We start from the raw sequence: 24,048 nt of genomic DNA on the forward strand, positions 1-24,048 counted from the left end.
GCATCGTGAAACTAGGTTTAAGCTCCCTTTTGTTCCTTAAGAGTCGCAGCATCAGAACCGCTAAGACTCGCCTGTAAGGAGTGTTTTTGGCTGCCTAATTCTGCGTTGAATGAACTCATAAGGGAACAACCATTATGTCGTCCATTCGCCTTGAATTAGTTTGCCAAAAAGCACTCTGAGTAGATCAACTTCTTATACTGATTGGTATAACTCCCCGAATTACATCTAAAAAAATGCAGCCACTTGGCTGCATTTTTTGTTTTACTTACTCTTATATGGACTTAGTCTTGTTGTAACTTAACCTCGTAAGAGCTTAGAGAACAGGCTCACCATCGCCTAGCTCTACACTGTCTACACGTTGCAGACCACGCGGTAACTTGGCACCACGGCGGCCACGCTCACCTCGATAATGCTCAAGATCACTCGGCTTCAAGGTTAGCTTGCGCTTACCCGCCCACAGGGTTACCGAAGTGTCTTCAGGGATAACATTCAGGTGCAATAACAACTCTTCACGATTCTTAGCTCGTTCACCTGGAATACCGATAATCTTATTACCTTTGCCCTTCGATAGCTGCGGCAGCGCATCGAGAGAAAACAGCAGCATTCGACCTTCATTAGTGATAGCTAGAATCGATTGAGCTTTAGACTTATCGACTCTCTGCGGGAACAACACCTTAGCATTAGCAGGTAAGCTCAAAAGTGCCTTACCCGCCTTATTACGCGATACCATATCTTTATTAGCACAGATGAAGCCGTAACCTGCATCAGATGCGAGTAGGTAGCATTGCTCCTCATCAGACAGCAGTAGGTGCTCCATGGTCGCTCCAGAAGCTAGATTGAAGCGAGTGGTAATTGGTTCCCCTTGAGAACGAGCAGACGGTAAGGTATGGGTTTCGGTGGCAAATGCTCGACCCGAGGTATCAATAAACACGCTCGGTTGATTGCTACGCCCTTGAGCGGAGCGTAAGAAGCCATCGCCCGCCTTATATGACAGACTCTTTCCATCAACCTCATGGCCTTTAGCGCAACGCACCCAGCCTTTCTCTGATAAAACGACAGTAACAGATTCAACAGGCACTAACTCTTGCTCAGTTAACGCTCTAGACTCTGTACGCTCAACTAGTGGTGAACGACGCTCGTCACCATAATCTTCACTGTCTTTGATAAGCTCTTTCTTGATCAGCGTCTTCATACGGCGCTCAGAACTTAGCAATAGTTGTAACTTATCACGCTCAGCTTCAAGCTCGCTCTGCTCAGCCTTGATCTTAAATTCTTCAAGCTTGGCTAAGTGGCGTAGTTTTAAATCAAGAATCGCATCGGCTTGCTTGTCTGACAGATTGAAGCGTGAGATCAATTCAGCCTTGGGATCATCGTTATAACGAATGATCTCAATCACTTCATCGATATTCAAAAATGCAATCATCAAGGCATCTAGAATATGCAGTCTCGATAAAATCTTGTCTAATCGATACTCTATACGGCGCTTAACCGTAGTCATTCTGAACGTGAGCCATTCAGTTAATAACTCTAGTAGGCCTTTGACTTGCGGCCGACCGTTTAGCCCAAGTACGTTTAAGTTAACTCGATAGCTTTTCTGTAAATCTGTTGTCGCAAATAGATGCGCCATCATCTGCTCACAGTCGACGCGATTAGAGCGAGGTACAATCACCATGCGAACCGGGCTTTCGTGATCGGATTCATCACGCAGATCCGTCACCATAGGCAACTTCTTTGCCTGCATCTGGCTGGCTATCTGCTCTAAAATCTTACCGCTACTGGCTTGATGCGGCAGCGCAGTAATCACGACTTCGCCATTTTCTACGGTATAAACCGCACGAGCCTTAATCGAACCACGACCCGTCTGGTAGATTTTAGTGATATCAGCCGCTGGCGTAATAATCTCTGCTTCGGTTGGATAATCTGGCCCAGGCACAAACTCCATCAGGCGTGCTAAATCGGCTTTAGGGTTATCCAGTAACTCAACACAGGCGCCCACCAGCTCTTTAACATTATGTGGGGGTACATCTGTTGCCATACCCACCGCGATGCCAGTGATACCATTGAGTAAAATGTGCGGCAAACGTGCAGGCAGCACTAACGGCTCTTTCATGGTGCCGTCGAAGTTAACGCCCCAATCCACTGTACCTTGACCTAGCTCGCTAAGTAGTACTTCCGAGAACTTAGACAGTCTAGCTTCGGTGTAACGCATGGCAGCAAAGGACTTAGGATCGTCGGGAGCACCCCAGTTACCTTGACCATCAACCAGTGGATAGCGATACGAGAATGGCTGCGCCATCAATACCATGGCTTCATAACAGGCACTATCACCGTGAGGGTGATATTTACCTAACACGTCACCGACGGTACGCGCTGATTTCTTATGTTTAGATTGAGCCGATAAGCCTAGCTCACTCATGGCATAGACAATACGTCTTTGAACTGGCTTGAGTCCATCGCCAATATGTGGCAACGCACGATCCATGATGACATACATGGAATAGTTCAGATATGCCTCTTCCGTGAAGCGGCGTAGAGGCATTTGCTCGACGCCATCAAGGCTTAAATCTATCGCATCACTCATTAATCATTATCCTGTGACTGATTTTTTGCTGATTCTTTATAAAACAAACGGTAGACGTTGCCCTTTAGATCATCAGAAATATACATAGCACCATCGGGTGCAGTGACCAATGCATATGGTCTAGCGACGGGAAATTCTCCGTCTAGAAAACTCACTACGGTACTTCTTTTGGCTACTTGGCCATTTTCAATCTCTAACATCACGACTTGATAGCCGACCTTACTCGAACGGTTCCAAGAGCCATTTTCGGCAACAAACATCTGATTATGGAAACGCTCTGGAAACTGGGTACCGCGATAAAAGTGTAGCCCCTTTGCACCAACATGGGCCGGTAACTCATAGGTTGGAGGCACCACTTTTAGGTTTTTAGGTTTGTCGTAAGCGGGCTCAATAATATCGGTGGCATGAATATAGGGAAAACCAAAATGACTCCCCTTGCGTTCGACTTTATTGATCTCATCTGGAGGTAAGTTATCCCCCATCCAATCACGGCCAAGATCGGCAAACCACAGGGTGTTATCTTCGACTGCCCAGTCAAAAGCCAATACCTTACGCACACCACTTACGATCTGCTCGCTGTTACCAGTTTCAACATCTATTGCTATGATACTGCTATAGGGCACTTCGGATTCACAGACGTTACAGGGGGCTCCAATGGCAATATATAGCAATCCATCGGGGCCAAACTGCATAGCGCGGCGGCTTTTCTTGCTATTGCCCGGCAATCGGTCGTAAATCTCTTTCGGGCGTCCCGGCCTACGTAGGCGAGACTCAATTTGATTGAAGCGTAAAATACGCTCCTCTTCAGCAACGTATAAAGCACCATCATGAAACGCGATTGCTTCTGGGTAATCTAAACCTTTTGCAATCACATAACGCTTATCGACCCGGCCATCATTGTTATCGTCGACTAAGGCGGTAATGCTACCGTCTCGATAAGAGCCGACAAATAAAGTGCCATTGTCACCCACCGCCAGTTGCTTAGCATCACCTAGGGCTGAAGCATACAAGGTTAAGCCAAAGCCTTTCGATACTGTGATCATGACAGGTTCGGCAGCAAATGCGCTGCAACTTAGGATAAAGTTAGCGCAAAGTGCAGAGATCCCAACGGCGAATTGATTTCGATAGTTTTCAAACGTCATTATTATTCTTTTGTCTGATGATAATCTTTTTAGCCGACTAGATCTGGGCGAGATCACCCTTAGTCTCTAGCCAAATTTTTCTGTCACCAGAACGTTTCTTGGCTAAAAGCATATCCATAAGCGCCAAAGTATCCTCGGCGTCATCTATGGTAAGTTGCACTAGTCGACGCGTATTGGGGTCCATCGTCGTTTCACGTAGTTGCAATGGGTTCATCTCACCCAGCCCCTTAAATCGTGTAACTTGGACTTTTCCTTTGCGTTTTTCTGCGGTTATTCTATCAAGAATACCGTTTTTTTCAGCCTCATCGAGGGCGTAAAATACATCTTTACCTATATCGATACGGAACAGTGGCGGCATAGCAACATAGATATGCCCCTGCTCTACCAGCACTCGGTAATGCTTCATAAACAAAGCGCATAGCAAGGTCGCAATATGCAAACCATCCGAGTCAGCATCGGCGAGGATACAGATTTTACCGTATCTCAGTTCAGAAATATCGGCACTATCTGGGTCGCAACCAATGGCTACCGAGATATCATGAACTTCTTGTGAAGCTAACACCTGAGAGGCATCGACCTCCCAAGTATTCAAAATCTTACCACGTAGCGGCATAATCGCCTGGAACTCACGATCGCGAGCCTGCTTAGCACTACCACCCGCAGAGTCACCCTCCACTAGAAATAGCTCGCCACGCATTGGATCTTGTCCGCTACAGTCCGTCAGCTTACCCGGCAGGGCTGGGCCTGAGGTAATACGCTTACGGGCCACTTTCTTGGCCGCTTTTAAACGCTTCTGTGCATTATTAATACACATATCGGCTAAGGCTTCAGCCTGTTCGGTGTTGGTGTTTAACCAAAGGCTGAAGGCATCGCGTACAATGCCCGATACAAACGCAGCGCACTGTCTGCTTGAAAGCTTCTCTTTGGTTTGGCCTGCAAATTGCGGATCTTGCATCTTGATCGATAAGATAAAGGTGCTGCGATCCCAGATATCTTCTGGGGTTAGCTTAATGCCTCGCGGCATCAAGTTTCTAAATTCACAGAATTCACGCATAGACTCGAGCAAGCCCTGTCTAAAACCGTTAACGTGAGTACCACCAAGCGGCGTAGGAATAAGGTTTACATAACTTTCGTTGAGATACTCACCACCTTCAGGCAACCAAGTAATCGCCCAATCTGCGGCTTCTAAATTACCGGCAAAACTGCCAACAAATGGCACTTCAGGCAGTGTTGGAACACCTTTGAAGGATGATCTTAAGTAGTCTTCTAAGCCACTTTCATAAAACCACTCTTGGGTTTCATTGGTCTGCTTATTAACAAATTTAATCCGTAGACCCGGACAAAGTACGGCCTTAGCTTTAAGTAAATAGGTCAGCTTGGAGATCGAGAAATTACCCGAGTCGAAATAACTCGCATCAGGCCAAAAATGCACGCTAGTGCCTGTGTTACGACGACCACAGGTGCCAGTCACATGTAAGTCTTCGACTTTTTCACCGTGCTCAAAGGCCATCTCATACACTTCAGCATTACGCCTAACGGTAATTTCGACTCGGCTTGATAGCGCGTTTACAACCGAGATCCCCACACCGTGAAGACCACCTGAAAACTGATAGTTTTTATTAGAGAATTTACCACCCGCGTGCAGCTTAGTTAGAATAAGCTCGACACCTGGGATCCCCTCTTCAGGGTGAATATCGACAGGCATACCACGGCCGTCATCGATGACTTCCAATGAATTATCGGCATGCAAGATAACGTCGATACGACTGGCGTGGCCCGCCAATGCCTCGTCGACACTATTATCTATGACTTCCTGTCCTAAATGGTTTGGGCGCGAAGTATCGGTATACATACCGGGGCGACGTTTAACAGGGTCGAGTCCATTTAGGACTTCAATAGCATCTGAGGTGTATTGGTTTGTCATGGCACACATATTATTTTGTTATTCAGGCCATGTTGCGGCCCTACGGGTCTATTTGTCAAGAAAACAGATATTCACAGATAGAAGCAAGCTGGTCCTCATAGCCGATAAAGCTATGGTCTCCACCAGGTTCTATTAAGAGCTTACAACAGTGATATTTCTGCACGGCCTGTTTATAGTCGAGCACTTCATCGCCTGTCTGTAACAGTACATAAAAGCGATCGGGATTGATAATTGCGGGCGTATTGTATCGCGCCACATCCTGCTTATGTTCAGCAACAACTTGGTAGGTTTCATCCGTATAGGGATTGTACTGAGTGCCAATGAATTCATCAAACAGTTCGAAAGGTTTTACCGCAGGATTGATTAAAACTGCGCGGCCGCCATAAGTTTCCGCCAAATAACTTGCGAAATATCCACCTAAGGAGGAACCAATATAAGTAAGAGGCTGCCCCTCTTTTTTGGCCTTTTCAACAATCTCAATCAGCAGTGCCATCGCTTCGAGTGGCTCACTGGGAAGTTGCGGCTGTTGAAAGTGTAAATCAGGATAGTTTCGCGCCATGAAGCGCGCGGTGACTAAACCTTTATCTGAAAGGGGTGAACTATTAAATCCATGTATATATAGCAGCATACTTCCTCACACTGCGGTTTCTGTTAGCTAATAACCGCCTGCATCTTTATCTGGTGAAAATGTTTCACCCGGCACCCGGTAAACATTAGTCAGAATGCTACCATCAGACTTCAGCTCCAGCAAACGATAGCCAGGTTGCAGTGCGTCGAGCGCAAAATAGGGCGACTTAGGCTTAAACTGAATGCAGGTTGACGGTGTTGCCATCAAATGCAGCGCTCCATGTGGCCCCATGTGTTTAGTGTCTATACTTTGGTGAACGTGGCCCCAGAGCAAGCCCTTTACTTGTGGGTACTGGGCGACTCTCTCTATAAAGCTTGCACCATTATCCATGCAATGCTGATCCAGCCAATTACACCCTGTTAGAACTGGGTTGTGGTGCATCACCAGCAGTACATTACGGCCTGGTTCTGCTTTTATCGAACTGTCGATAAGCTCAAGTTCCGCTTCAGACATATGTCCGCCAGGGCGCTCTCTTACAGTCGAATCCAACATAATAATCTGCCAATTTCCCGCCAAGATACGCTTTTGAGCAAAAATCTTGGGCCCTTGCATATGTAGATTCATGATGCGCGGGTCATCATGGTTACCGGGTAAGTAATGACAAGGTAAGTTAACAGGCTCAATAGCTTTAACAAAGCTGTGATATGACTCGTTTGAGTAATCTTGGCTAATATCACCGGTTGCTAGCATTAAGTGTGCAGGGTAATTAACTGCAGAGATGGTATTTAACACAGCGCCTAGACTATTAGCCGTATTAACACCTAATAGCTGGGCTTCGGGATCGGCAAACAAGTGAGGATCTGTGACTTGCACGATTCTCACACTCTCGACTTCAGAAATTGAATAAGAGATAGCCGCTTTCAACAAATTAATTACCTAATAATCAGATTAACTGACGAACTTAGTTAAGTTATCTATCTTCAATAACTCTTCTAGAAAAGCATTGACTTGGTACTTTTCATCCCGATGATGCATATGCATATTTGGATAATCATACACTGGTCGCAATTGGTAAATCTGTTGACTAGTTAACACTTCTGCTAATTTAGCGTCATGGTAAATGCGTACCGAAACTTTTGGCGTTGTTAGCCACTCATTGCCGCCCACACAGCGGGAAATCTGTACTAACTGGGTATATCGAGTGTTTTCTAGCAGGCAGACATCTAATTGACCGAACTCCCCTTGAACTAGCCATTGCTTGCCTTCGCAAGGTTCAAGAGTCAGCCACCTTTGAATATGCATATAATTACGCCCACAAAGTGCCAAGAACTGGCTGATATTAGGCTTATACTTACTTTTTTTCGCGAACTCGACGTTTGACACAAGTCTATCCTAACTCTCTCTAACTTCACCACTTGGGCAACTTGGCTTTAAGCGTGCTGCTTACCTATCTCTTGATAGTTTAATTGCAGCCACAGCAAGCCTATCACGGTAGATGCATTATCAATCCGCCCAGAGAGTAGCATCTGGTAAGCCTGCTCTCGGCTTAATACATGCACTCGAATATCTTCCTGCTCATGTTCTAAACCATGAACACCTTTAGCTTCTGCGGCGCAAACTTTAGCCCAGTAAAAGTCGAAACGCTCGCTGGTTCCGCCCGGACTTGAAAAGAATTCATTTACTTTGGTTAACTCTTGAGCAAATAGGCCTGCTTCTTCTTGTAACTCGCGGCGGGCAGCTTCGGCGGAAGTCTGGCCACTGTCGATCATGCCAGCAACAAGTTCGAGTAACCAAGGGGTTTTGCCACTTTCAAGCACTGGAATTCGGATCTGCTCTATTAATACAACCTCATCCGATATGGGATCGTACGGCAGAACCACGACAGCATGGCCACGTTCGAACACTTCACGACAAACCTCCTCGCTCCAACCGCCGTTAAAGAGACGATGTTTAAAGCGATACTCGTCCATTTTAAAGAAGCCTTTATAGAGGGTCTTCTTCCCCAGTAACTCGACATCATTACGATTAAATGTATTGTTCATTTCTCGTCCTAAATATACTTGTTTATAAAGGTATTAATGACACAATAAAGCCAAACAAAAAATATTAATACTATGATGAAAGCAGCACTAATCATAAGCAAAAAAAACTGTTACACTTCTTAGTTGACTTAGAATTTGTACATTTTTAATATTTAACCCACTAAGTTTAGATGTATTGGGAAGCGTCGGGAAGCGCAAACCGCCTTACTGCCTATGAGAAATTGTAAGGCAAGGCTAAACATAACAAGTTAAATTCGCTCCTCAATGGAGAATTTTGTCTAAAAGGACAGCAAATGAAATTCAAGATCCGTTCTCTATGTGCCGCATTAACCCTTGCAGCAACAACGCAAGTAGCTCATGCCGATGACCTTCTACAAATATATCAACAAGCATTGACCAGCGATCCAATTGCGCTACAAGCTAAAGCTCAACGCGATGCCTTGTATGAACAGATTGAAGAAAATCGTGCGCCACTACTGCCTACTATCAGTGCTAATATCGGTTACGATAAAGCTTGGAATGATCCAAGCGAAGACAGCAGCGGTATTGTTGGCGGCGTAACGCTTAATCAGGTCATTTACGATCACAGCGCGTGGGTAGGCTTAAGCCTAGCAGAAAAAGCAGCTTCTCAAGCAGACTCGGCATACGCCTCTGCATTACAGAGCCTGATTATCCGTGTAACCAATGCTTACTTTGACGTGCTAACAGCCAAAGATAACTACGAGTTCCAAGGTTCAGAGAAACGTGCAATTGAGCGTCAGCTTGAGCAGACTAAGCAACGTTTTGCTGTAGGTCTTACTGCGATTACCGACGTACATGAAGCGCAAGCGCAATATGACTTGGCTAACGCGACAGAGATCTTAGCCGAAAACACACTAGCGAACAGCTACGAAGCATTACGTGAAATCACGGGTATCGATCACAAGAGCATCAATATCCTTGATACTAACCGTTTCTCAGCAACATCGGTTGCACCAGCGTCTTCATCTGAGTGGATCAAGATGGCTGAAACCAACAGTGTTGACCTGATGACCACGCGTATCGGTAAAGATATCGCCGAAGAGACCATTACGCTTTATAAAGCTGGCCACATGCCATCGCTAAGCTTAAATGCCGGCTATAACAAAGGTATTGAGCAAGAGCCAGGAAACGACTTTGATAACGGCACTGTAGGCGTCACCCTAAGCATTCCTATCTTTGAAGGCTTCAAGGTTTCTTCTCGTGTAAATCAGGCGCAATACCAATACGTAGAAGCAAGCGAGAAGCTTGAACAGACTCACCGCCAAGTAGTTAAAAATGTTCGTAATAACTTTAACAACGTCGGTGCATCTATCAGCTCAATCCGTGCTTATGAGCAGTCAGTGATCTCTTCAGAGAGCGCATTGAAAGCGACTCAGGCTGGTTTTGAAGTGGGTACACGTACCATTGTTGACGTATTAAACCGTACACGTGACCTATACGATTCAAAGCGTAAGCTGTCTGATGCACGTTATGGCTACATCAATTCAATCCTAGCGCTTAAACAAGCTGCGGGTACATTGAACGAAGATGATGTTGCCTCAATTAACAACGGCCTTGTAGCTCCAACTGCTAACTAATCCCTGTTGTTAACGCTATAAAAAAACCGCCAAATGGCGGTTTTTTTATAGTTCATAATTACTACTAATAGCAGCGACTAACGAGAGCCGCTACTATTAAGGCAAATTAAAAGACTAGTTCAACACCAGCAAAGTAACCTTTGAACTGCATATCTGCCGTTACGCCATCGAAGCCGTTAACGTCAAACTTAAAGTCACGGTAACCCGCACGAATACGGTAATCTAGAGCGGTACCATCGAAGTTCCAGCCAAGACCCAATGAGTAATCGTATACGCTTGACTCATCGACGCCCATCATGATGTCTGCAAAACCATAAAGGCCCAGACCTGGAATGCCAACCTGCGCATCGACATAACCCATCACGATACCGCTATCGAGATCTTTAGTCTCTGGGTGACCCGCATCGGCTACACGGAACTTGCCATCCATCTTCTTGTAAGCTGCACCAAGATCAAGGGCTACGATATCATTATCTAAGATCTCGTAGTAAAGCACGAAATCAGTATTGCTTAGATCGCTAGTGCTGTTTACGTCACCTTTAAAATTATGACCATTATAGTTAAAATCCGCACCGCTCATCTTGCCATCGGCATCCAAGCTATTTTGTCTAATCTTAACATTTGGAATTAGCGGAATTGGATGCTCAACTGCAACCCAGATACTGCCTTGAGAAGATGAGTTATAGTTAAACTCTTGCTGTGGTTGACCCTTTTCAGCAAAAGTACCATTAGTATCAGCTTTCCAATAATCACCGCCAATTTTAAAACCGACAACGGTAGCAGCTTGAGCAGAAGTGCCCACTAATGAAGTTAATAGTGCACACGCCAATAACGTCTTTTTCATAGTTAACCTTGAGTCAATAAGTTAGTTAGATCGATAACCGCAGCATTTGCGCGGGAGATGTAGTTTGCCATCACCAAAGAGTGATTAGCGACAACCCCAAAGCCTGAACCATTTAAAATCATCGGGCTCCAAACAGGTTGTTGTGTTTCTTCTAGCTCACGAATAATCTGACGTAGACTAACCTGAGCATTTTTCTTTTGTAATACATCGGCAAAATCGACTTCAATCGCCTTCATAAAATTCAGTAGCGCCCAAGTTGCACCACGGGTCTCATAGAAAACGTCATCGATTTTCCACCAGCTGGTTTTTATCTCTTGTGCACCATAGCTAGGAGTCGATTGTCTTGCGGCGCTGTCGCCTGAAAGATCGGTGTTTAATCGCTCCTGACCAACACTCGCCGATAGTCTTTGCGACATGCTACCAAGACGCTTTTGCACCTCTTTAAGCCACTCATTGAGGTTATCGGCGCGGGCATAAAACTGTGCGTCTTGGTTTTCAGTTGCCATCATACGTGCGCGATAAAGCTTAAGTAGCTTAACCGCATCACGGTACTCACCCTCGGCACTTGGCACTAGCCAGCTAGTGTGTTCAATATTAAGTTTTGAATGCGCCGCAAGAAGATCTTTGTCAGCGGTCGATTGCGACTGGGAACGGCTGAACTCTTTACGCATGATCAGTGCTAAGTCTCGCGCCTGCTCGATGGCGCCAAATTCAAATGCAGGCATGTTATCCATAAAAATAGACGGAGGCGTAACATCATTAGATAACCAACCACCCGATTTATCCAGTAGGGCTTCGACAGTTAAGATCAGCGAGGTTGTCGTAGCATAACCGACGACATTCTGGCTGTTTTGCTGACTATAGACATTCTGCTCGATAGGATCAGGCTCAACACTCCACCAAACACTCACTAGATAGCCGATAAAGAAAACAATAACCGCGGCTGCTAAGACTTTCTTCCATGTCACCTGCATTTGACTCGCTCCTTAGTGGTGATGATGGTGGTGCGCACCATCGCTTTGCTCTGCTTGTTTCTTAACGGGCAGACTAATTTTTTGTGTCGTGCCATCGGCAAACTTTAGTGTCATGTCCACACTAGAATCGATGACTAATGGCGACGTTAATCCCATGAGCATAATATGATTTCCCGATTCTGACAGCACTAAACTCCCATGAGAGTCTATGTCAAACCCCTCAACTTGGCGCATTTTTATCATGCCATTTTCTTCAATTAAGGTGTGTAGCTGCGCTTCTTTGGCAAACGGAGCGTCGACAGCCACTAAACGAGTCGCATCGCCATGATTTTCAACTGTGATATAGGCGGCGCTATTGGGGACGGTTGGCGGCATCGCGCGCACGTAACCATCGACTAGCACCACTTGGGCATAAGCCGTGAAGGATAAACCGCTTAATAGCGCCAAGTTAAACAGTTGTTTGAATATTAGCTTCAATGTCTTAAACTCCATGTAAACCCAATTCGTACAACGAGGATATAACGAATGAGCACGATTCAGGTTAAGGACGATAATGGGGTACGTATCATTACGTTTAATCGTCCGGATAAGCGTAACGCGCTTAACCTACAAATGTATACACAACTAACAGAATACCTTATCCAAGGTGAGTCGGACAATGAAATTCGAGCCTTTATGTTTCGTGGCCAAGATGATTGTTTTACTTCAGGTAATGATGTCGCAGACTTCCTACAAAATAGTGGCTTAGGAGCCCAACATCCTGCTTTTCGTTTCCTCTTCTGCCTACTCGATCTACAAAAGCCTGTTGTGGCCGCCGTCACTGGCGCCGCCGTCGGCATTGGCACCACCATGCTACTGCATTGCGATTTAGTTTATGCGGACCAGAGCGCCAAGTTTCAACTACCATTCGTGCAGCTTGCATTAGTCCCTGAAGCGGGAGCTAGCCTATTGCTACCTCAGGTTATTGGTCAGGCAAAAGCCAGTGAGCTATTAATGTTAGGTGAGAGCTTTAATGCTGTTCAAGCCCAAAGCTATGGACTTATTAATGACGTTATCGACAGCGAGACTATTTTTGAGTACGCCTTGAGTCGTGCACATCAGTTAGCGACGCTGCCACCCATATCGCTACAAACTACCAAAAAATTAATTCGCTATAACAGGGAAGAAGTGCGAGCGCAGATGAAGAAAGAGCTTATCGAATTTGAAGCCAGGCTGGCAAGTGACGAAGCCAAAGCAAGATTTGCTGCGTTTTTAAAACGTTAATACAGCCTCGTTAAATACAGTCCCATTAAAGACTGTCTCATTAAAGACATTGAGTGCGGATGCTAAGCCTTGCTTGACAGCATCCGCATTTTATCGCGATTACCATGGCATTTTGATGCGCTTGATAACGACTCGAGGCGATGTATTTCACGGGAATGAGTACTCTCATTTGGATATCCTCTTTCTCATTATTTTAAAGCGCCAGCCTTAATAAGGCTTTTCCCATTTAGGTAACACTAAAGCCAACACAAAATAGGCCAATAAACCCATCGCAGGATTGCAGAATATAGCCACTGCACAAACGACTCGAGTCCACATGCACGACCAGTCAAACTTATCAGCCATCGCGGCGGAAACACCACATACCAATGAACTTGAATCTTTTAAACGCTCGACAAAATCAACCATAACAAACTCCCTCTTCTATTAATCTTCTAGCTTGTGCCACTCTAGTGAACACACTAAACAAGCAAACATCACTAAACTAATAACAGGCAGTAGTAGCAACATCATAAACTGAGCTAAGAACAACATGATTAATCCTTAGCTACCGCACTCGTCACTAATGTCTGTGGCTTGTTTTCTGCTGCAAGTTGCTCGTTAGTGACTTGCTCACTTTCCATATCAAACAACATCTCAGACATCTGGGCTTGAATAGAAAGACTCAGCTCTGTCTGTGCTTTTGCCATCATATCCTGCATCTGAGCAGAGATATTTTGCTCAATGTTGTTAGCCACATCGGTAACGATGGAGTTTTCAGCGTGGGCAGTGGCACTTACACCTAGGAGTACGGCTGTTAATACAGAAGCTTTAACGGTTTTTAATACAGTAGAGTTAAACATAATGGATTCCTTTTCGAGTTTTGCCTAATTGCATTGTTCTGAATAAAAGAGCTCTGAGTGACTAACTTTAAATTACAGACTTCTTAATTACAGATTAGTTAACTACAGATTTCTTAATTACAAGATTTTTTAATTACAAGATAACTAATACAAGCAGTGTGCCAACTTTTCGAAAACTGATTAAACCCATGTTTTACATTGGAATTTTACATTTGAAGGTTTTACTGGGGAGTGAGCGATATTTAAACATAAAAAGAAATTAGTGAAACTCACCATGCTCTGGCCAATTTCACTAATATAGATTCTCTAATATGGAATCACTAATGCAAATAACTAATACTATAGGCTCACAACCGAGTCCATCTCGGCTCTCGCCTGAGTTATCACCTCAATACCAGCGCCTTGCTTATGAGCATTTTCGCTTATATATCGGCGCCATACACGGGAGCCTACCTCACCTTGGAAAAGACCAATAATATGGCGAGAAATATGGTTAAGGCGTCCGCCTTGCTGCAGATGTTTCTCTATATAAGGAAGTAGTTTCTCCAAAACAGCATCTCGACTCATCACCGGCGCATCGATACCGCATAACTTCTGATCGACTTCTGCAAGAATATATGGATTTTGATAGGCTTCACGACCCACCATTACTCCGTCAAGGTGCTGCAAGTGAGTCTGACACTCCTCTAGCGTTTTAACACCGCCGTTAATCGAGATATTTAACTCTGGGTAATCTCGTTTAAGTTGATATACACGCTCATAATCTAATGGCGGGATCTCGCGATTCTCTTTCGGACTCAAACCTTGAAGCCAAGCCTTACGTGCATGGATAATAAATTCTTCACAGCCAGCAGCTTTTACTGTATCGATAAATTGAGTTAAAAACTCATAGCTATCTTGCTCATCGATACCAATACGAGTCTTAACCGTAACCGGAATATCCACCACTTGCTTCATTGCCGTCACACATTCAGCCACCAACTCAGGCTCAGCCATCAGGCAGGCGCCAAAGCGGCCATTCTGCACTCTATCCGATGGGCAGCCGACGTTAAGATTAATCTCATCGTAACCACGCTCGGCTGCGAGCTTGGCACAGGCTGCAAGATCTACTGGATTCGAACCGCCAAGCTGCAATGCTAACGGGTGCTCTTCTTGGTTATAAGCTAGGTAATCACCTCGTCCATGCAAAATCGCCCCGGTTGTTACCATCTCGGTATATAGCAAGGTCTGAGAAGACATCAGACGCGCAAAATAGCGGTAATGCCTGTCGGTCCAATCCAGCATGGGAGCGATTGAGAAGGTGCGATTGATTGGTCTAACTGACATAAACTAATTATCCAACTTTAAATAAAGACAGTTTTTGCCCTATTCAGGGTGACGTGCCTATCTGAAAAAATGCCCGACTTCAGCCTAACCCAAATAGGGCTTAGCAAGATTTACATCGAAGGAAGATAAATCGGCGAAGTGCAATAATCGCGTATTATAGCACTACATCAGCTAGGAGGATAAAGCTCTGCGGCTAATGTTTAACTTCTAAGTGTCTCGCGCCATTATTTATGAGATTTTACGATATACGACTCAAGGGTTCGCTGAAGCCACATCGGAGCCTGTACCTTGCCATCTAAAGCCCGTTTGAGCCATAAATAAACAGTCGGATAGGAGAAACCTTTCAGTAAAAACTGATCCTCGGCGTATTCCATTTTACATGCCTTGAGCCCGTTAATACTGGCTAAAAAATCCACAGCACTTTTAACACCAACAATCATAAAAGCATTGGAGTTTAATAAACTACTGGCGGCACTGCCTAAATCTGGAGCCGTAGCATAAGTCTGCATCGGCTTACCCGTGGTTTTTGCATATACGCCGATAGGAGATTTGTTGGCAGGAAATGGCATGGTCACCAGTTTAACCATTGGATAGTTAATCATATTATCGATTGTAGGAGACTGCCATAAAGGATGCCCTGCACGTGCAACTAAGTATCCACCACGATGTTGAATTATTGACTTTGATAACAACTCTTTTCTGGTTGAGGGCTTGAAGCAAATTACCGCGTCAATTTCACCATCAATTAATTGCTGCTCACTTCTCTCAGACCAAGCAACGGTGGATATCGGAATACTATCGCTGACACCATTGTTATCAGCCTCTTCAATAACCTGCTGAGCTAAACCAATTTCCAACTGAGGCACGGTACTAATGACAATATGCGGCTCTGGCGTAGAAATACTATTAATAACATCAGTTTCAACTTCGCCAGCACAAGATAAAATATCTGAAAATGAGTGATACAAACTATGTGCAAGCTCTGTGGCCACCATTTTATTATTCGTACGAATAAATAATGGCTCATCAAATACATCTCTTAGTGCATTTAAGGCGCGGCTCACCTTAGGCTGTGAAGTCCCCAGCGCAAGTGCCACTTCTTTGGTACTATTTTTAATGTAAAGTTGGCAAAATATTTCTATGCTAGAAAGACTAACACTACTTAATCTCTTCATTATAGCCTTCACTATCTGAGGTTATATTTGCTTGAATATAACGATGGATCTCTTTGCCTACCCAGCTAGGAGAAGCTGTATTCTTACGCATCTGCGTCAAATAATAATGGTATCGACCACTTCTTTGATTGATCGATTCACATAAGCTTCTCTCTAATTTTAATGCGCCAATATTGCCTCGCTGACATAAAAACTCAACGGCATCCAAATGGCTTAAAAGTGCAATAGCATCGCTCTGCTCTAGCTGCAGCATGAGATCAGCTAAAAAACAAACTTTCACAACTAACTTTAATTTACGTTCGACATCTAAGGCGTAGCACTCCAGCGGATCAATCACATCGTTGAGCTCATTACCTGAAAAACTTATGTATGGGTAATCAAATATATCATCAAGTTCCAAAGACTGTTGGCGGCTCAACAATGGGTGCCCTTGTTTGGCAACCAACACATAGTTACTTGATGTTGCAATTAAACTTGATGTCAATTGTTCAGTATTGTAAGCGCTATAAGTTACTGCAATATCAACATGTTGCTGCTTTATAAGCTCAGCCACATTGCTCGTACAAGGTTTAATATGAAAAAGAAAAGATTCTTGATCCTCACAGGCCCTAGCTTGTAAATGATTAAGCAGGTTTAGCGATAATGTCGGTGGGCAAGCAATAACCAGCTTACGAGTACGCAAGTTATCTGTACCCACTTCAATCTTTTCACAGTGTTTAGCAAGCTCAACGATACGCTTCATTTTAGGATAGATATCGTTTGCCAAGTCGCTGGCCTCAAACCCTTGTTGTTTACGAATAAACAGCGGCGCATTCAAAGAGTGCCTTAACGACTTAAGGCTACGGCTGATTTTAGAGCTCGGCACACCTAACGTTTGACTAACGGCAGTCGCATTGAGTGACTCATACAATAAAACAAAGACTTGAATATCAAATAGACTATTAACGCTTAACTTACTCATTTGCCCTCAAAGTAATGTGCTGAATCCCTAATTAAGCAATCTAAACCATTCACTATGCATTACGTATAAATTGCGTTTATTTTCGTGATTTTCATATTATTTAATACGTCATTTTGTGACTCATATTGGTTATTTTAACTATCTAATTCGATTCAAATTTAGGATTTGCAAAATATGAAATTTACATTTTCACATTCCGCAAACAGATAGATAACACCATGATTAAAGATAAAATCAAACATAACAACCAAGTGGCGGCGCCGCGACCAGACTTATAAACCAAGATTGAACACCTAACCAGCCATTCTAACTAATAAAGCAAGAATTCATCAAGTGATCCACTTCATATCAAAGGCCAAGCAAGATTAATAACATTTCAGCAACCGAGAATGGTTACCTTTAAGGAATGTATGATGATAATGACAAAAAAAACATCACTAGCTTTACTGATTGGCTCAGCGCTATTTATAGGCGGTTGCTCAGATGGTAAAGATGGCAAAGATGGAGAAGATGGCACACCTGGTGGCGGCGGAGAACCTGGCACTTCAGGCCTACACATAGATATGGCCGCTGAAGCCATCGCAACAATCAATAATGCCGTATATGCAGACGGTATCATCACCCTTGATTTTGAACTTGAAAACAAACAAGGCGTTGGCTTATACGGTTTAAGCTCAGACAACAAGTTTCACGATTTCCGCTTCTCACTCGCCCAACTACAAACCAACGATGGAGCAGAGCTAAAACAGTGGTTTTCACTATTAAACGCAGCAACAAATGACGCAGGAACCACCTTCGAGCAAGGGTTCGAATCAATTAAAGATTGCGCTGATTGCTTAGTTGACCATAAAGACGGTACTTACACTTATACTTTCAAGACTAATCTCACAACAGCTGACGACGCTGCAGGCATCGTTTTCGATCCAGCATTAACCCAGCGTATTGCAATGGAAATGCAGTTTGAATATGACTCAGGTCATGAGCTAGCAGAAAACGCCCATTACGATTGGATCCCTGCGACAAACGCAACTGACGGTGTTGAGACTCGCGATCTTGTGACCTTAGAGACATGTTACTCTTGTCACCAACCTGCTAGCCTAAAAGCGCACGGCGGCCGCCGCTTAGACATGGAAAACTGCCAATCTTGTCATAACGGTCTTGTTACCGATCCTAAGGCTATCTCGGTAGAGCTAGGCCATATGGTGCATGCTATTCATATGGGCGAAAACCGTGAAGGCAAAGATGCTGAAGGTAATGTAGTGCCTATGCCATACACCATTGCTGGCTACGGCGGCGATCATGCATTCGACTACCCAGCATTCCCAACTAAGCCTGTTATGGACTGTACAACCTGTCACGTTGAAGATGAAACCCTAGCAGATAAAGATCTGTGGTTGGCCAACGCCAATACCAATTCCTGTACAGGCTGTCATACAGACTCTCCTGCACAGCACAAATCGGATAAGAATCCTGAACTTGCTTGTACCGATTGCCACCAAGTTGACCACCGCAAGTTTAATAAGCCATACGAGTCAGCAGCCGCTTATGACGTGAAATTTGAAAATGTTAAAGTAGAAAACGGTGCTATTAGTTTCGAAGCAAAAGCCCTGGATAGTGAAGGCGCGATTGTTTCAGGCTTAAGTCACAAAGTTTATAAATATACCGCACCTGTGGTACAGGTTTCTTGGAATGTTGAGAACGACGGCGCAATTGGTGATGCAACAGCAGACTCTAGCCCATGGGCTCGCGAAATTGAGTTCCTTCGTCCAACAACGACTAACCCAACGCCAGATCATGTATTACCAGACAATGGTGTGATGACGGTTGATACGAAGGATATGGGTATTCCAGACGGCGTGTCTGTAGAGCTTATGCCAATCTTCAGCATCTGTTTCGATGCGCAAGGCGTTGATATTGACTGCGCTTCAGATAAAGTTGCAGGCAGTGCTTATATCAAATCAGAGCCACACCGCATCAATATGCCAACCGATGACAAAGGCGATGTCGTTGCACGTCGCGCCATCTTAGATGAAGCTAAGTGCCGCGATTGTCACAGCGCTGAAATTCGTCATAAAGATAACGGTCTTGTCGCCTGTGAGGCTTGTCATACCAGCGATCAAGGCTTACAAGATGATACGGTAGATGGCGTAAAACAGTTCCGTGGTGCAGGTTTTGCTTGGAAGGTACACAAAGCATCTGGTCACTATATGAATAAGAAATATGGTGGTTCAGGTACGGTAATGAAGACCGACTGTGCAACTTGTCACGTGACAGATGAAAGCGGCAATGTCGACGGTATCGAGTTAGGCCGTGCTAGCGAAGGCCGTACCTACGTATTCCCAACCACTAAGACTGATGGCACAGCTATGTACGCTTCTGCTGACGCTGGTGCTTGTATGACTTGTCACTGGGGTCATGAGAGTGACGCCATGCTAAGCCACTTCAAGAGCAATGGCGGCTACTATGGTCCAGATAAGGCTGATGCAATAAAAGGTACAGCTGAAGAAGCTTGCGCCGTTTGTCATAGCCCAGCCAAGTTGATGGAAGTACACAATAAGTAAACTGATTCAGCTTACTTAAGCAGTCTGAGGCGCCCTCGGGAGCCTCATCTGTTTACCTGATAAAGAGAAACGTCAGGTAAACACCACCTAGGATAAAGGGCACCGCCCTTATCTGTAATAGAGCGCCTAACTTGTCCCTAGGTCAGCTCTAAGTTACATCTCCCTGCAAAAGTCAAAGGCACCGAAAGGTGCCTTTTTTGCGCTTAGCACATCATCCACTTAGCAAGTGCGTTATAGAGCAATCAACGCAGCCAGAGGAGGCTTGTTCATCATTTAAATCTCTTTTTATATTATCCCCGATATCGGGTGCTCGTGAGATTAGGACAAGCCAAGCAAATAACTACTATTAGATTTAGTAGAAATAGACTCAGTTTTAGCGAGTTTGTGACTTGGATATTGAATGTTAAGCGGCGAGTGGCATTCGAAAAACAAGTTAAGTGTCTAAGAAATTATGGGCTTAACAGATGCACAATCTCAAACACATAAAAAAGCCGACCATATGGGTGGTCGGCTTACTTTTTACTTTTTACTTTTTACTTTTTACTTTTTACTTTTTACTTTTTACTTTTTACTTTTAACTTTTAACTTTTAAAACTGTAATTATTGTGCCGCGGCTTGCTGACCAGCAATGCGACCAAAAACGATGATATCGGTATAGGCGTTACCGCCAAGACGGTTAGAGCCATGAGTTAGACCGGTTACTTCACCAGCAGCGTATAAGCCTTTGATGATGGTGCCACTATTGTCTAATACTTCTGCTTTAGTCGTTGTAGCAACACCGCCCATTGTGTGATGGACTGATGGCGTTGCTTTTAAGATCCAGTACTTGCCTTCAGACATGTCAACAAGACCTGCACGGTTATTAAATGCTAAATCCTTGCCTGTAGCCGCATACTTATTAACATCACTGATAGTGCTTTGTAGCGCAGCTAAAGGAATATTGAATTTCGCAGCCGCTTCTTCGATGCTGTCAACTTCAAACATTAAACCACGTGAGTGTAGATCGTTGAATTCGCCAGGGTGCATGTCGATAGTCTTAGCAAGATCATCGATTTTTTGGTTCCAAATAACATAAGTGTATTTGCCCGTTTGGTTCAAGATTGCGTTAGAGATAACGTCACGGCGATCAAGTTCTTCTACAAAGCGCTTACCCTCTTGGTTAACCAAGATAGCACCAAAGAAACGCGCATCGGCGATTAACGCGATAGCACCTGTTTCAGGGTTACAGATTGGGTACGCTTGGATTTCGCCTAGGTTGGCAGTCTTAGCGTTAACCGCTTCAGACATTAAGATACCGTCACCGGTTGCACCTGAGTGGTTAGTTGTACCGTAGCGCTCATCGTATTCAGGGTTGAATTTCTTACGCATTTCGATATTTGCGCCAAAGCCACCAGCAGCCATTACCACCGCTTTCTTAGCGTGATAAGTGATAACCTTACCGTTCTTCATCGCCTTAACGCCTACAACGCGGCCTGTCTCATCTTGGATAAGGTTCTTTGCCGTTGTGTTCATATGAACAGGTAAACCAATCTCTTCAGCCTTAACAGCAAACTTGCTTAATACTTCTGCGCCAGTGTGTCCTTTAGGGATGACGGCACGTTTTACTGAGTGGCCACCAAACTGGAAGATTTGGTCTTTGTAGAAATCAACTTTGATATCGTCACGTAACCATTCGGCCGCTTCAACAGCATTATCAACCATTACCCGCACCATCTCTGGATCACCTTTATAGTCGCCGCCCTTTAACGTATCTTCAATAAACGACTCTTTGCTATCGGTGATGCCCATTCCTTTTTGAACCCAGCTACCCGCCACGTTCATTTCGCCGCCAGAGATAAGTGAGTTACCACCAATAATAGGCTGCTTTTCGATGATAACAGCAGATACGCCAGCCTCAACCGCTTCGATACCTGCAGAGAAACCGGCACCACCGGCACCAATAACAACAACGTCATAGGTGTATTCTGATGGCTGTGCATCAACTTTTTTACCATTGATTGCTGCTGTTGCGAGCAGTGTCACCCCTGCAAGCTCAGCCGACTTAGCAACCGCCTGCTTGAAGCCATCAGAAGTGGCCGTTGCACCAGAGATGCCATCCACGTTGACACTGTTGTTATCAATGATTGCTTGCTTTACGTCTTTATAAACGGCTGCGGATAGAACTTTATTCTCTTTTTGTTTTACGATATCAATTGCAGTAATTTGACCATTCTGGAACGTTGTTTCTACAGTAATATCACCATGTCGACCTTTAGCCGTACCTTGTGATTTGATCATTTCGCTTGTTACTGCACAACCAACTAATATTACAGGTAAGGCAATTGCCACGCCTAGCGCTGACTTTTTTAATTTGAAATTCATAGGGGTCTCTTTAAAAGTAATGAGTGTTCAATAGAACAATTAATTACGGTTTCACTAATTTTTTCATAGGTAAATGACATCAAACTAAAAGTTTGATGTCATTTATTAAGGCTTAATAGTTTAACTACTTATTATCTAGTACTTCTAACTTCACAAATAACTACTAATTTATTTCGTAAATACTTTATTGATTATTAGTATTTCATTAAGAATTTTTGTGATGCTTCAATATCAACAGTAAAAGTGCGAGTATCATCGGCATAGAACTTTACTGTTTCACGTAAGTCTTTTAATAAAGCCTTATTCGCATCAGACAAGTCACGGTCATGCACTTTCTTCTGAAGGTCTAGCGCTTGACCATAAGTCATTAACTCGAATGCGTAGATGTAAGAAACGCCATCCACAACTGTAGTTAAGTTCTTAGAAGCCTGATGGAAGTTACTGAAGTTATCTTCGATACCACCTTGGTTAGCCTGACCATAGAAAGATACTGGGTTAGACGCGTGAGCGATATCAACAAACAGCGCTGTAAAGCCATTCTGTAGGGTATAGAAACTCTGACCGTTAGTATCATCTGGGTTCACAAGTGCACGTGGTAGGCCTGTGAAGTATGGGTCAATCATCTTAATTTGACGATTCGATGAATACTTACCTAGCTGAGCCATCGCAATGCTGAAGGCTTCAGTTGTCGTTGCTAACTGAATGGTGTCGAAGTTAGCAGACGAGTTAATCGCGCCAGATACCCTGCCATCTGTGAAGTACTGCTCAACTTGTGGATACTTGTTGAAACGTGAGTGCTTAGCATTCAAGTATACCGTTGGATTATCGTCAGAGCTGTTGATCTGAATGTGTACCAACTCTTCAAGATTGTTGTACTGGCTAATAGCGTTAGCTACAGGCCAATGCGCGCCACGGAATGATAAGCTATCTTGTAGAGGACGCTTCTCATCACGTTGGAACAGATAACCGCCTTTCAGGTTTTTAAGAATGTCATTACCTACGTCTTGTACGTGTGGCATAGGACGGGCATCTAGCGTATGAGGCAGAATTGGGCTGATGTTGCCATTAATAGACTCAAGGCCCGCAGCAATCAGCTTTGGAGAGAATTCGATTAACTGCTCTGCTTGCCCCATCGCATGGACTAACTGCGCTGTTGATAGCGCGTTGTTAGAAAGAATAGATAAACCATCTTTACCGAATGGTACCAGAGGCTTAACACCTGCAGCCTTTAGTGCCTTAGCAGCTGGCATACGCTCGCCTTTATAGAACACCTCATGCTCACCCATCATTGCCGCACCAATGTGCGAAGCAAGCAGAATGTCAGAAAGGCCTACCGAACCATCTGATGGCACAACAGGAATAATGTTCTTGTTTACAAACTGCTCGTACAAACGAGCCACGTCAGGTTGTACGCCTACATGGCCAGTCGCGATCTGGTTTAGACGGATAGTCATAGCCATACGCACAACTTCTTGGGCGATCGGCTCGCCAGACGCTGCAGCGTGAGTGAATAGCATGTCACGGTTGAAGTCTTCAGACAGCTTTACCGCTTCATCTGACATCTTACCGTCTTTACCGAAAACTTCTGTATCCTTGTTCTTACCCACGCCAACCGTTAGACCATAAACTGGTGTGCCTTGGCGAGCTGAATCCATTAACAGATCGAAACTGTCTTGGATGTTCTGTTTGCCTTTTTTGCTGACAGTCACATTGGCTTCACCACTTTGAACTTTAAGCAACTGCTCAATAGTAAGATCTTTACCTGTTAGACTAATTGTTTCAGCCATAGCGCTGAATGAAGTCATAGGAACAACGGCACAGCTTAAGGCAATAGCCAAAGAGCTTAGTTTCAATTTATGTTTAACAATCATTTCCATTCCTTTATA

Annotated in this window: 20 protein-coding genes; 3 read left to right on the plus strand and 17 right to left on the minus strand. The window is 44.3% G+C overall.

The annotated features are described in order from the left end of the window. Positions 1-313: 313 nt before the first annotated feature. From parC to nudF, 7 genes are all read right to left on the minus strand, one after another. Positions 314-2,581 (minus strand): DNA topoisomerase IV subunit A, encoded by a 2,268-nt coding sequence (gene parC, locus SPEA_RS18725; RefSeq protein WP_012156754.1) that lies wholly within the window; start codon positions 2,579-2,581, stop codon positions 314-316. Then, complete coding sequence (locus tag SPEA_RS18730) at positions 2,581-3,624, minus strand: PQQ-dependent sugar dehydrogenase (RefSeq protein WP_398353692.1); 1,044 nt, start codon at positions 3,622-3,624, stop codon at positions 2,581-2,583. The genes parC and SPEA_RS18730 overlap by 1 nt, the downstream gene beginning before the upstream one ends. Positions 3,625-3,760: 136 nt before the next feature. Then, positions 3,761-5,647 (minus strand): DNA topoisomerase IV subunit B, encoded by a 1,887-nt coding sequence (gene parE, locus SPEA_RS18735; protein WP_041411629.1) that lies wholly within the window; start codon positions 5,645-5,647, stop codon positions 3,761-3,763. 55 nt (positions 5,648-5,702) lie between these two features. Next, positions 5,703-6,275: a YqiA/YcfP family alpha/beta fold hydrolase gene (locus SPEA_RS18740; RefSeq protein WP_012156757.1), complete on the minus strand. Its 573-nt coding sequence runs from the start codon at positions 6,273-6,275 to the stop codon at positions 5,703-5,705. 27 nt (positions 6,276-6,302) lie between these two features. Beyond that, entirely contained in the window at positions 6,303-7,142 is an 840-nt protein-coding gene (gene cpdA, locus SPEA_RS18745) for a 3',5'-cyclic-AMP phosphodiesterase (protein WP_012156758.1), read from the minus strand. A gap of 21 nt (positions 7,143-7,163) precedes the next feature. Then, positions 7,164-7,598, minus strand: coding sequence for a DUF1249 domain-containing protein (locus SPEA_RS18750; RefSeq protein WP_012156759.1), 435 nt, complete (start codon positions 7,596-7,598; stop codon positions 7,164-7,166). A gap of 47 nt (positions 7,599-7,645) precedes the next feature. Then, on the minus strand, positions 7,646-8,257 hold the full coding sequence (nudF, locus tag SPEA_RS18755; RefSeq protein ID WP_012156760.1) for an ADP-ribose diphosphatase: 612 nt from the start codon (positions 8,255-8,257) through the stop codon (positions 7,646-7,648). A gap of 293 nt (positions 8,258-8,550) precedes the next feature. Between nudF and tolC the strand changes: the two genes are divergently transcribed. After that, positions 8,551-9,855, plus strand: a complete 1,305-nt coding sequence (gene tolC, locus SPEA_RS18760; protein ID WP_012156761.1) for an outer membrane channel protein TolC — start codon at positions 8,551-8,553, stop codon at positions 9,853-9,855. Positions 9,856-9,961: 106 nt separating this feature from the next. Here tolC and SPEA_RS18765 read toward each other — a convergent pair whose 3' ends face one another. Genes SPEA_RS18765 through SPEA_RS18775 form a run of 3 tightly spaced genes read right to left on the minus strand, consistent with a single transcriptional unit; the run spans position 9,962 to position 12,165 of the window. Further along, a complete protein-coding gene (locus SPEA_RS18765; protein ID WP_012156762.1) occupies positions 9,962-10,699 on the minus strand; it encodes a TIGR04219 family outer membrane beta-barrel protein in 738 nt (245 codons plus the stop codon). 2 nt (positions 10,700-10,701) lie between these two features. Then, positions 10,702-11,673 (minus strand): DUF2333 family protein, encoded by a 972-nt coding sequence (locus tag SPEA_RS18770; RefSeq protein ID WP_012156763.1) that lies wholly within the window; start codon positions 11,671-11,673, stop codon positions 10,702-10,704. A gap of 12 nt (positions 11,674-11,685) precedes the next feature. After that, positions 11,686-12,165, minus strand: coding sequence for a copper chaperone PCu(A)C (locus SPEA_RS18775; protein WP_012156764.1), 480 nt, complete (start codon positions 12,163-12,165; stop codon positions 11,686-11,688). Positions 12,166-12,198: 33 nt separating this feature from the next. Between SPEA_RS18775 and SPEA_RS18780 the strand changes: the two genes are divergently transcribed. Beyond that, complete coding sequence (locus SPEA_RS18780; protein ID WP_012156765.1) at positions 12,199-12,936, plus strand: enoyl-CoA hydratase-related protein; 738 nt, start codon at positions 12,199-12,201, stop codon at positions 12,934-12,936. A 207-nt stretch (positions 12,937-13,143) separates the two neighbouring features. Here the strand turns inward: SPEA_RS18780 and SPEA_RS18785 are convergent, their stop codons facing one another. From SPEA_RS18785 to SPEA_RS18805, 5 genes are all read right to left on the minus strand, one after another. Continuing rightward, positions 13,144-13,344, minus strand: coding sequence for a PspC domain-containing protein (locus SPEA_RS18785; protein ID WP_012156766.1), 201 nt, complete (start codon positions 13,342-13,344; stop codon positions 13,144-13,146). A gap of 128 nt (positions 13,345-13,472) precedes the next feature. Continuing rightward, positions 13,473-13,778 carry a hypothetical protein gene (locus tag SPEA_RS18790; RefSeq protein WP_012156767.1) on the minus strand — a complete coding sequence of 102 codons (306 nt, stop codon included), beginning with the start codon at positions 13,776-13,778 and terminating at the stop codon, positions 13,473-13,475. Positions 13,779-14,117: 339 nt separating this feature from the next. Continuing rightward, complete coding sequence (gene dusA, locus SPEA_RS18795) at positions 14,118-15,104, minus strand: tRNA dihydrouridine(20/20a) synthase DusA (RefSeq protein WP_012156768.1); 987 nt, start codon at positions 15,102-15,104, stop codon at positions 14,118-14,120. 224 nt (positions 15,105-15,328) lie between these two features. Further along, complete coding sequence (locus SPEA_RS18800; protein WP_012156769.1) at positions 15,329-16,279, minus strand: LysR family transcriptional regulator; 951 nt, start codon at positions 16,277-16,279, stop codon at positions 15,329-15,331. Beyond that, entirely contained in the window at positions 16,263-17,240 is a 978-nt protein-coding gene (locus tag SPEA_RS18805; protein ID WP_012156770.1) for a LysR family transcriptional regulator, read from the minus strand. The genes SPEA_RS18800 and SPEA_RS18805 overlap by 17 nt, the downstream gene beginning before the upstream one ends. Before the next feature lie 419 nt (positions 17,241-17,659). Between SPEA_RS18805 and SPEA_RS18810 the strand changes: the two genes are divergently transcribed. Further along, positions 17,660-19,801, plus strand: a complete 2,142-nt coding sequence (locus SPEA_RS18810; RefSeq protein ID WP_223296530.1) for an OmcA/MtrC family decaheme c-type cytochrome — start codon at positions 17,660-17,662, stop codon at positions 19,799-19,801. Between the two features lie 600 nt (positions 19,802-20,401). On the opposite strand, the gene SPEA_RS18815 is transcribed toward SPEA_RS18810, so the two are convergent. Together SPEA_RS18815 and SPEA_RS18820 are read right to left on the minus strand one after the other, a co-directional pair. Then, complete coding sequence (locus tag SPEA_RS18815) at positions 20,402-22,162, minus strand: flavocytochrome c (protein ID WP_012156772.1); 1,761 nt, start codon at positions 22,160-22,162, stop codon at positions 20,402-20,404. A gap of 194 nt (positions 22,163-22,356) precedes the next feature. Then, positions 22,357-24,033, minus strand: coding sequence for an HAL/PAL/TAL family ammonia-lyase (locus SPEA_RS18820; RefSeq protein ID WP_012156773.1), 1,677 nt, complete (start codon positions 24,031-24,033; stop codon positions 22,357-22,359). Positions 24,034-24,048 lie beyond the last annotated feature (15 nt).

It is taken from the genome of Shewanella pealeana ATCC 700345, from assembly GCF_000018285.1.
GTDB classification, from domain to species: domain Bacteria; phylum Pseudomonadota; class Gammaproteobacteria; order Enterobacterales; family Shewanellaceae; genus Shewanella; species Shewanella pealeana.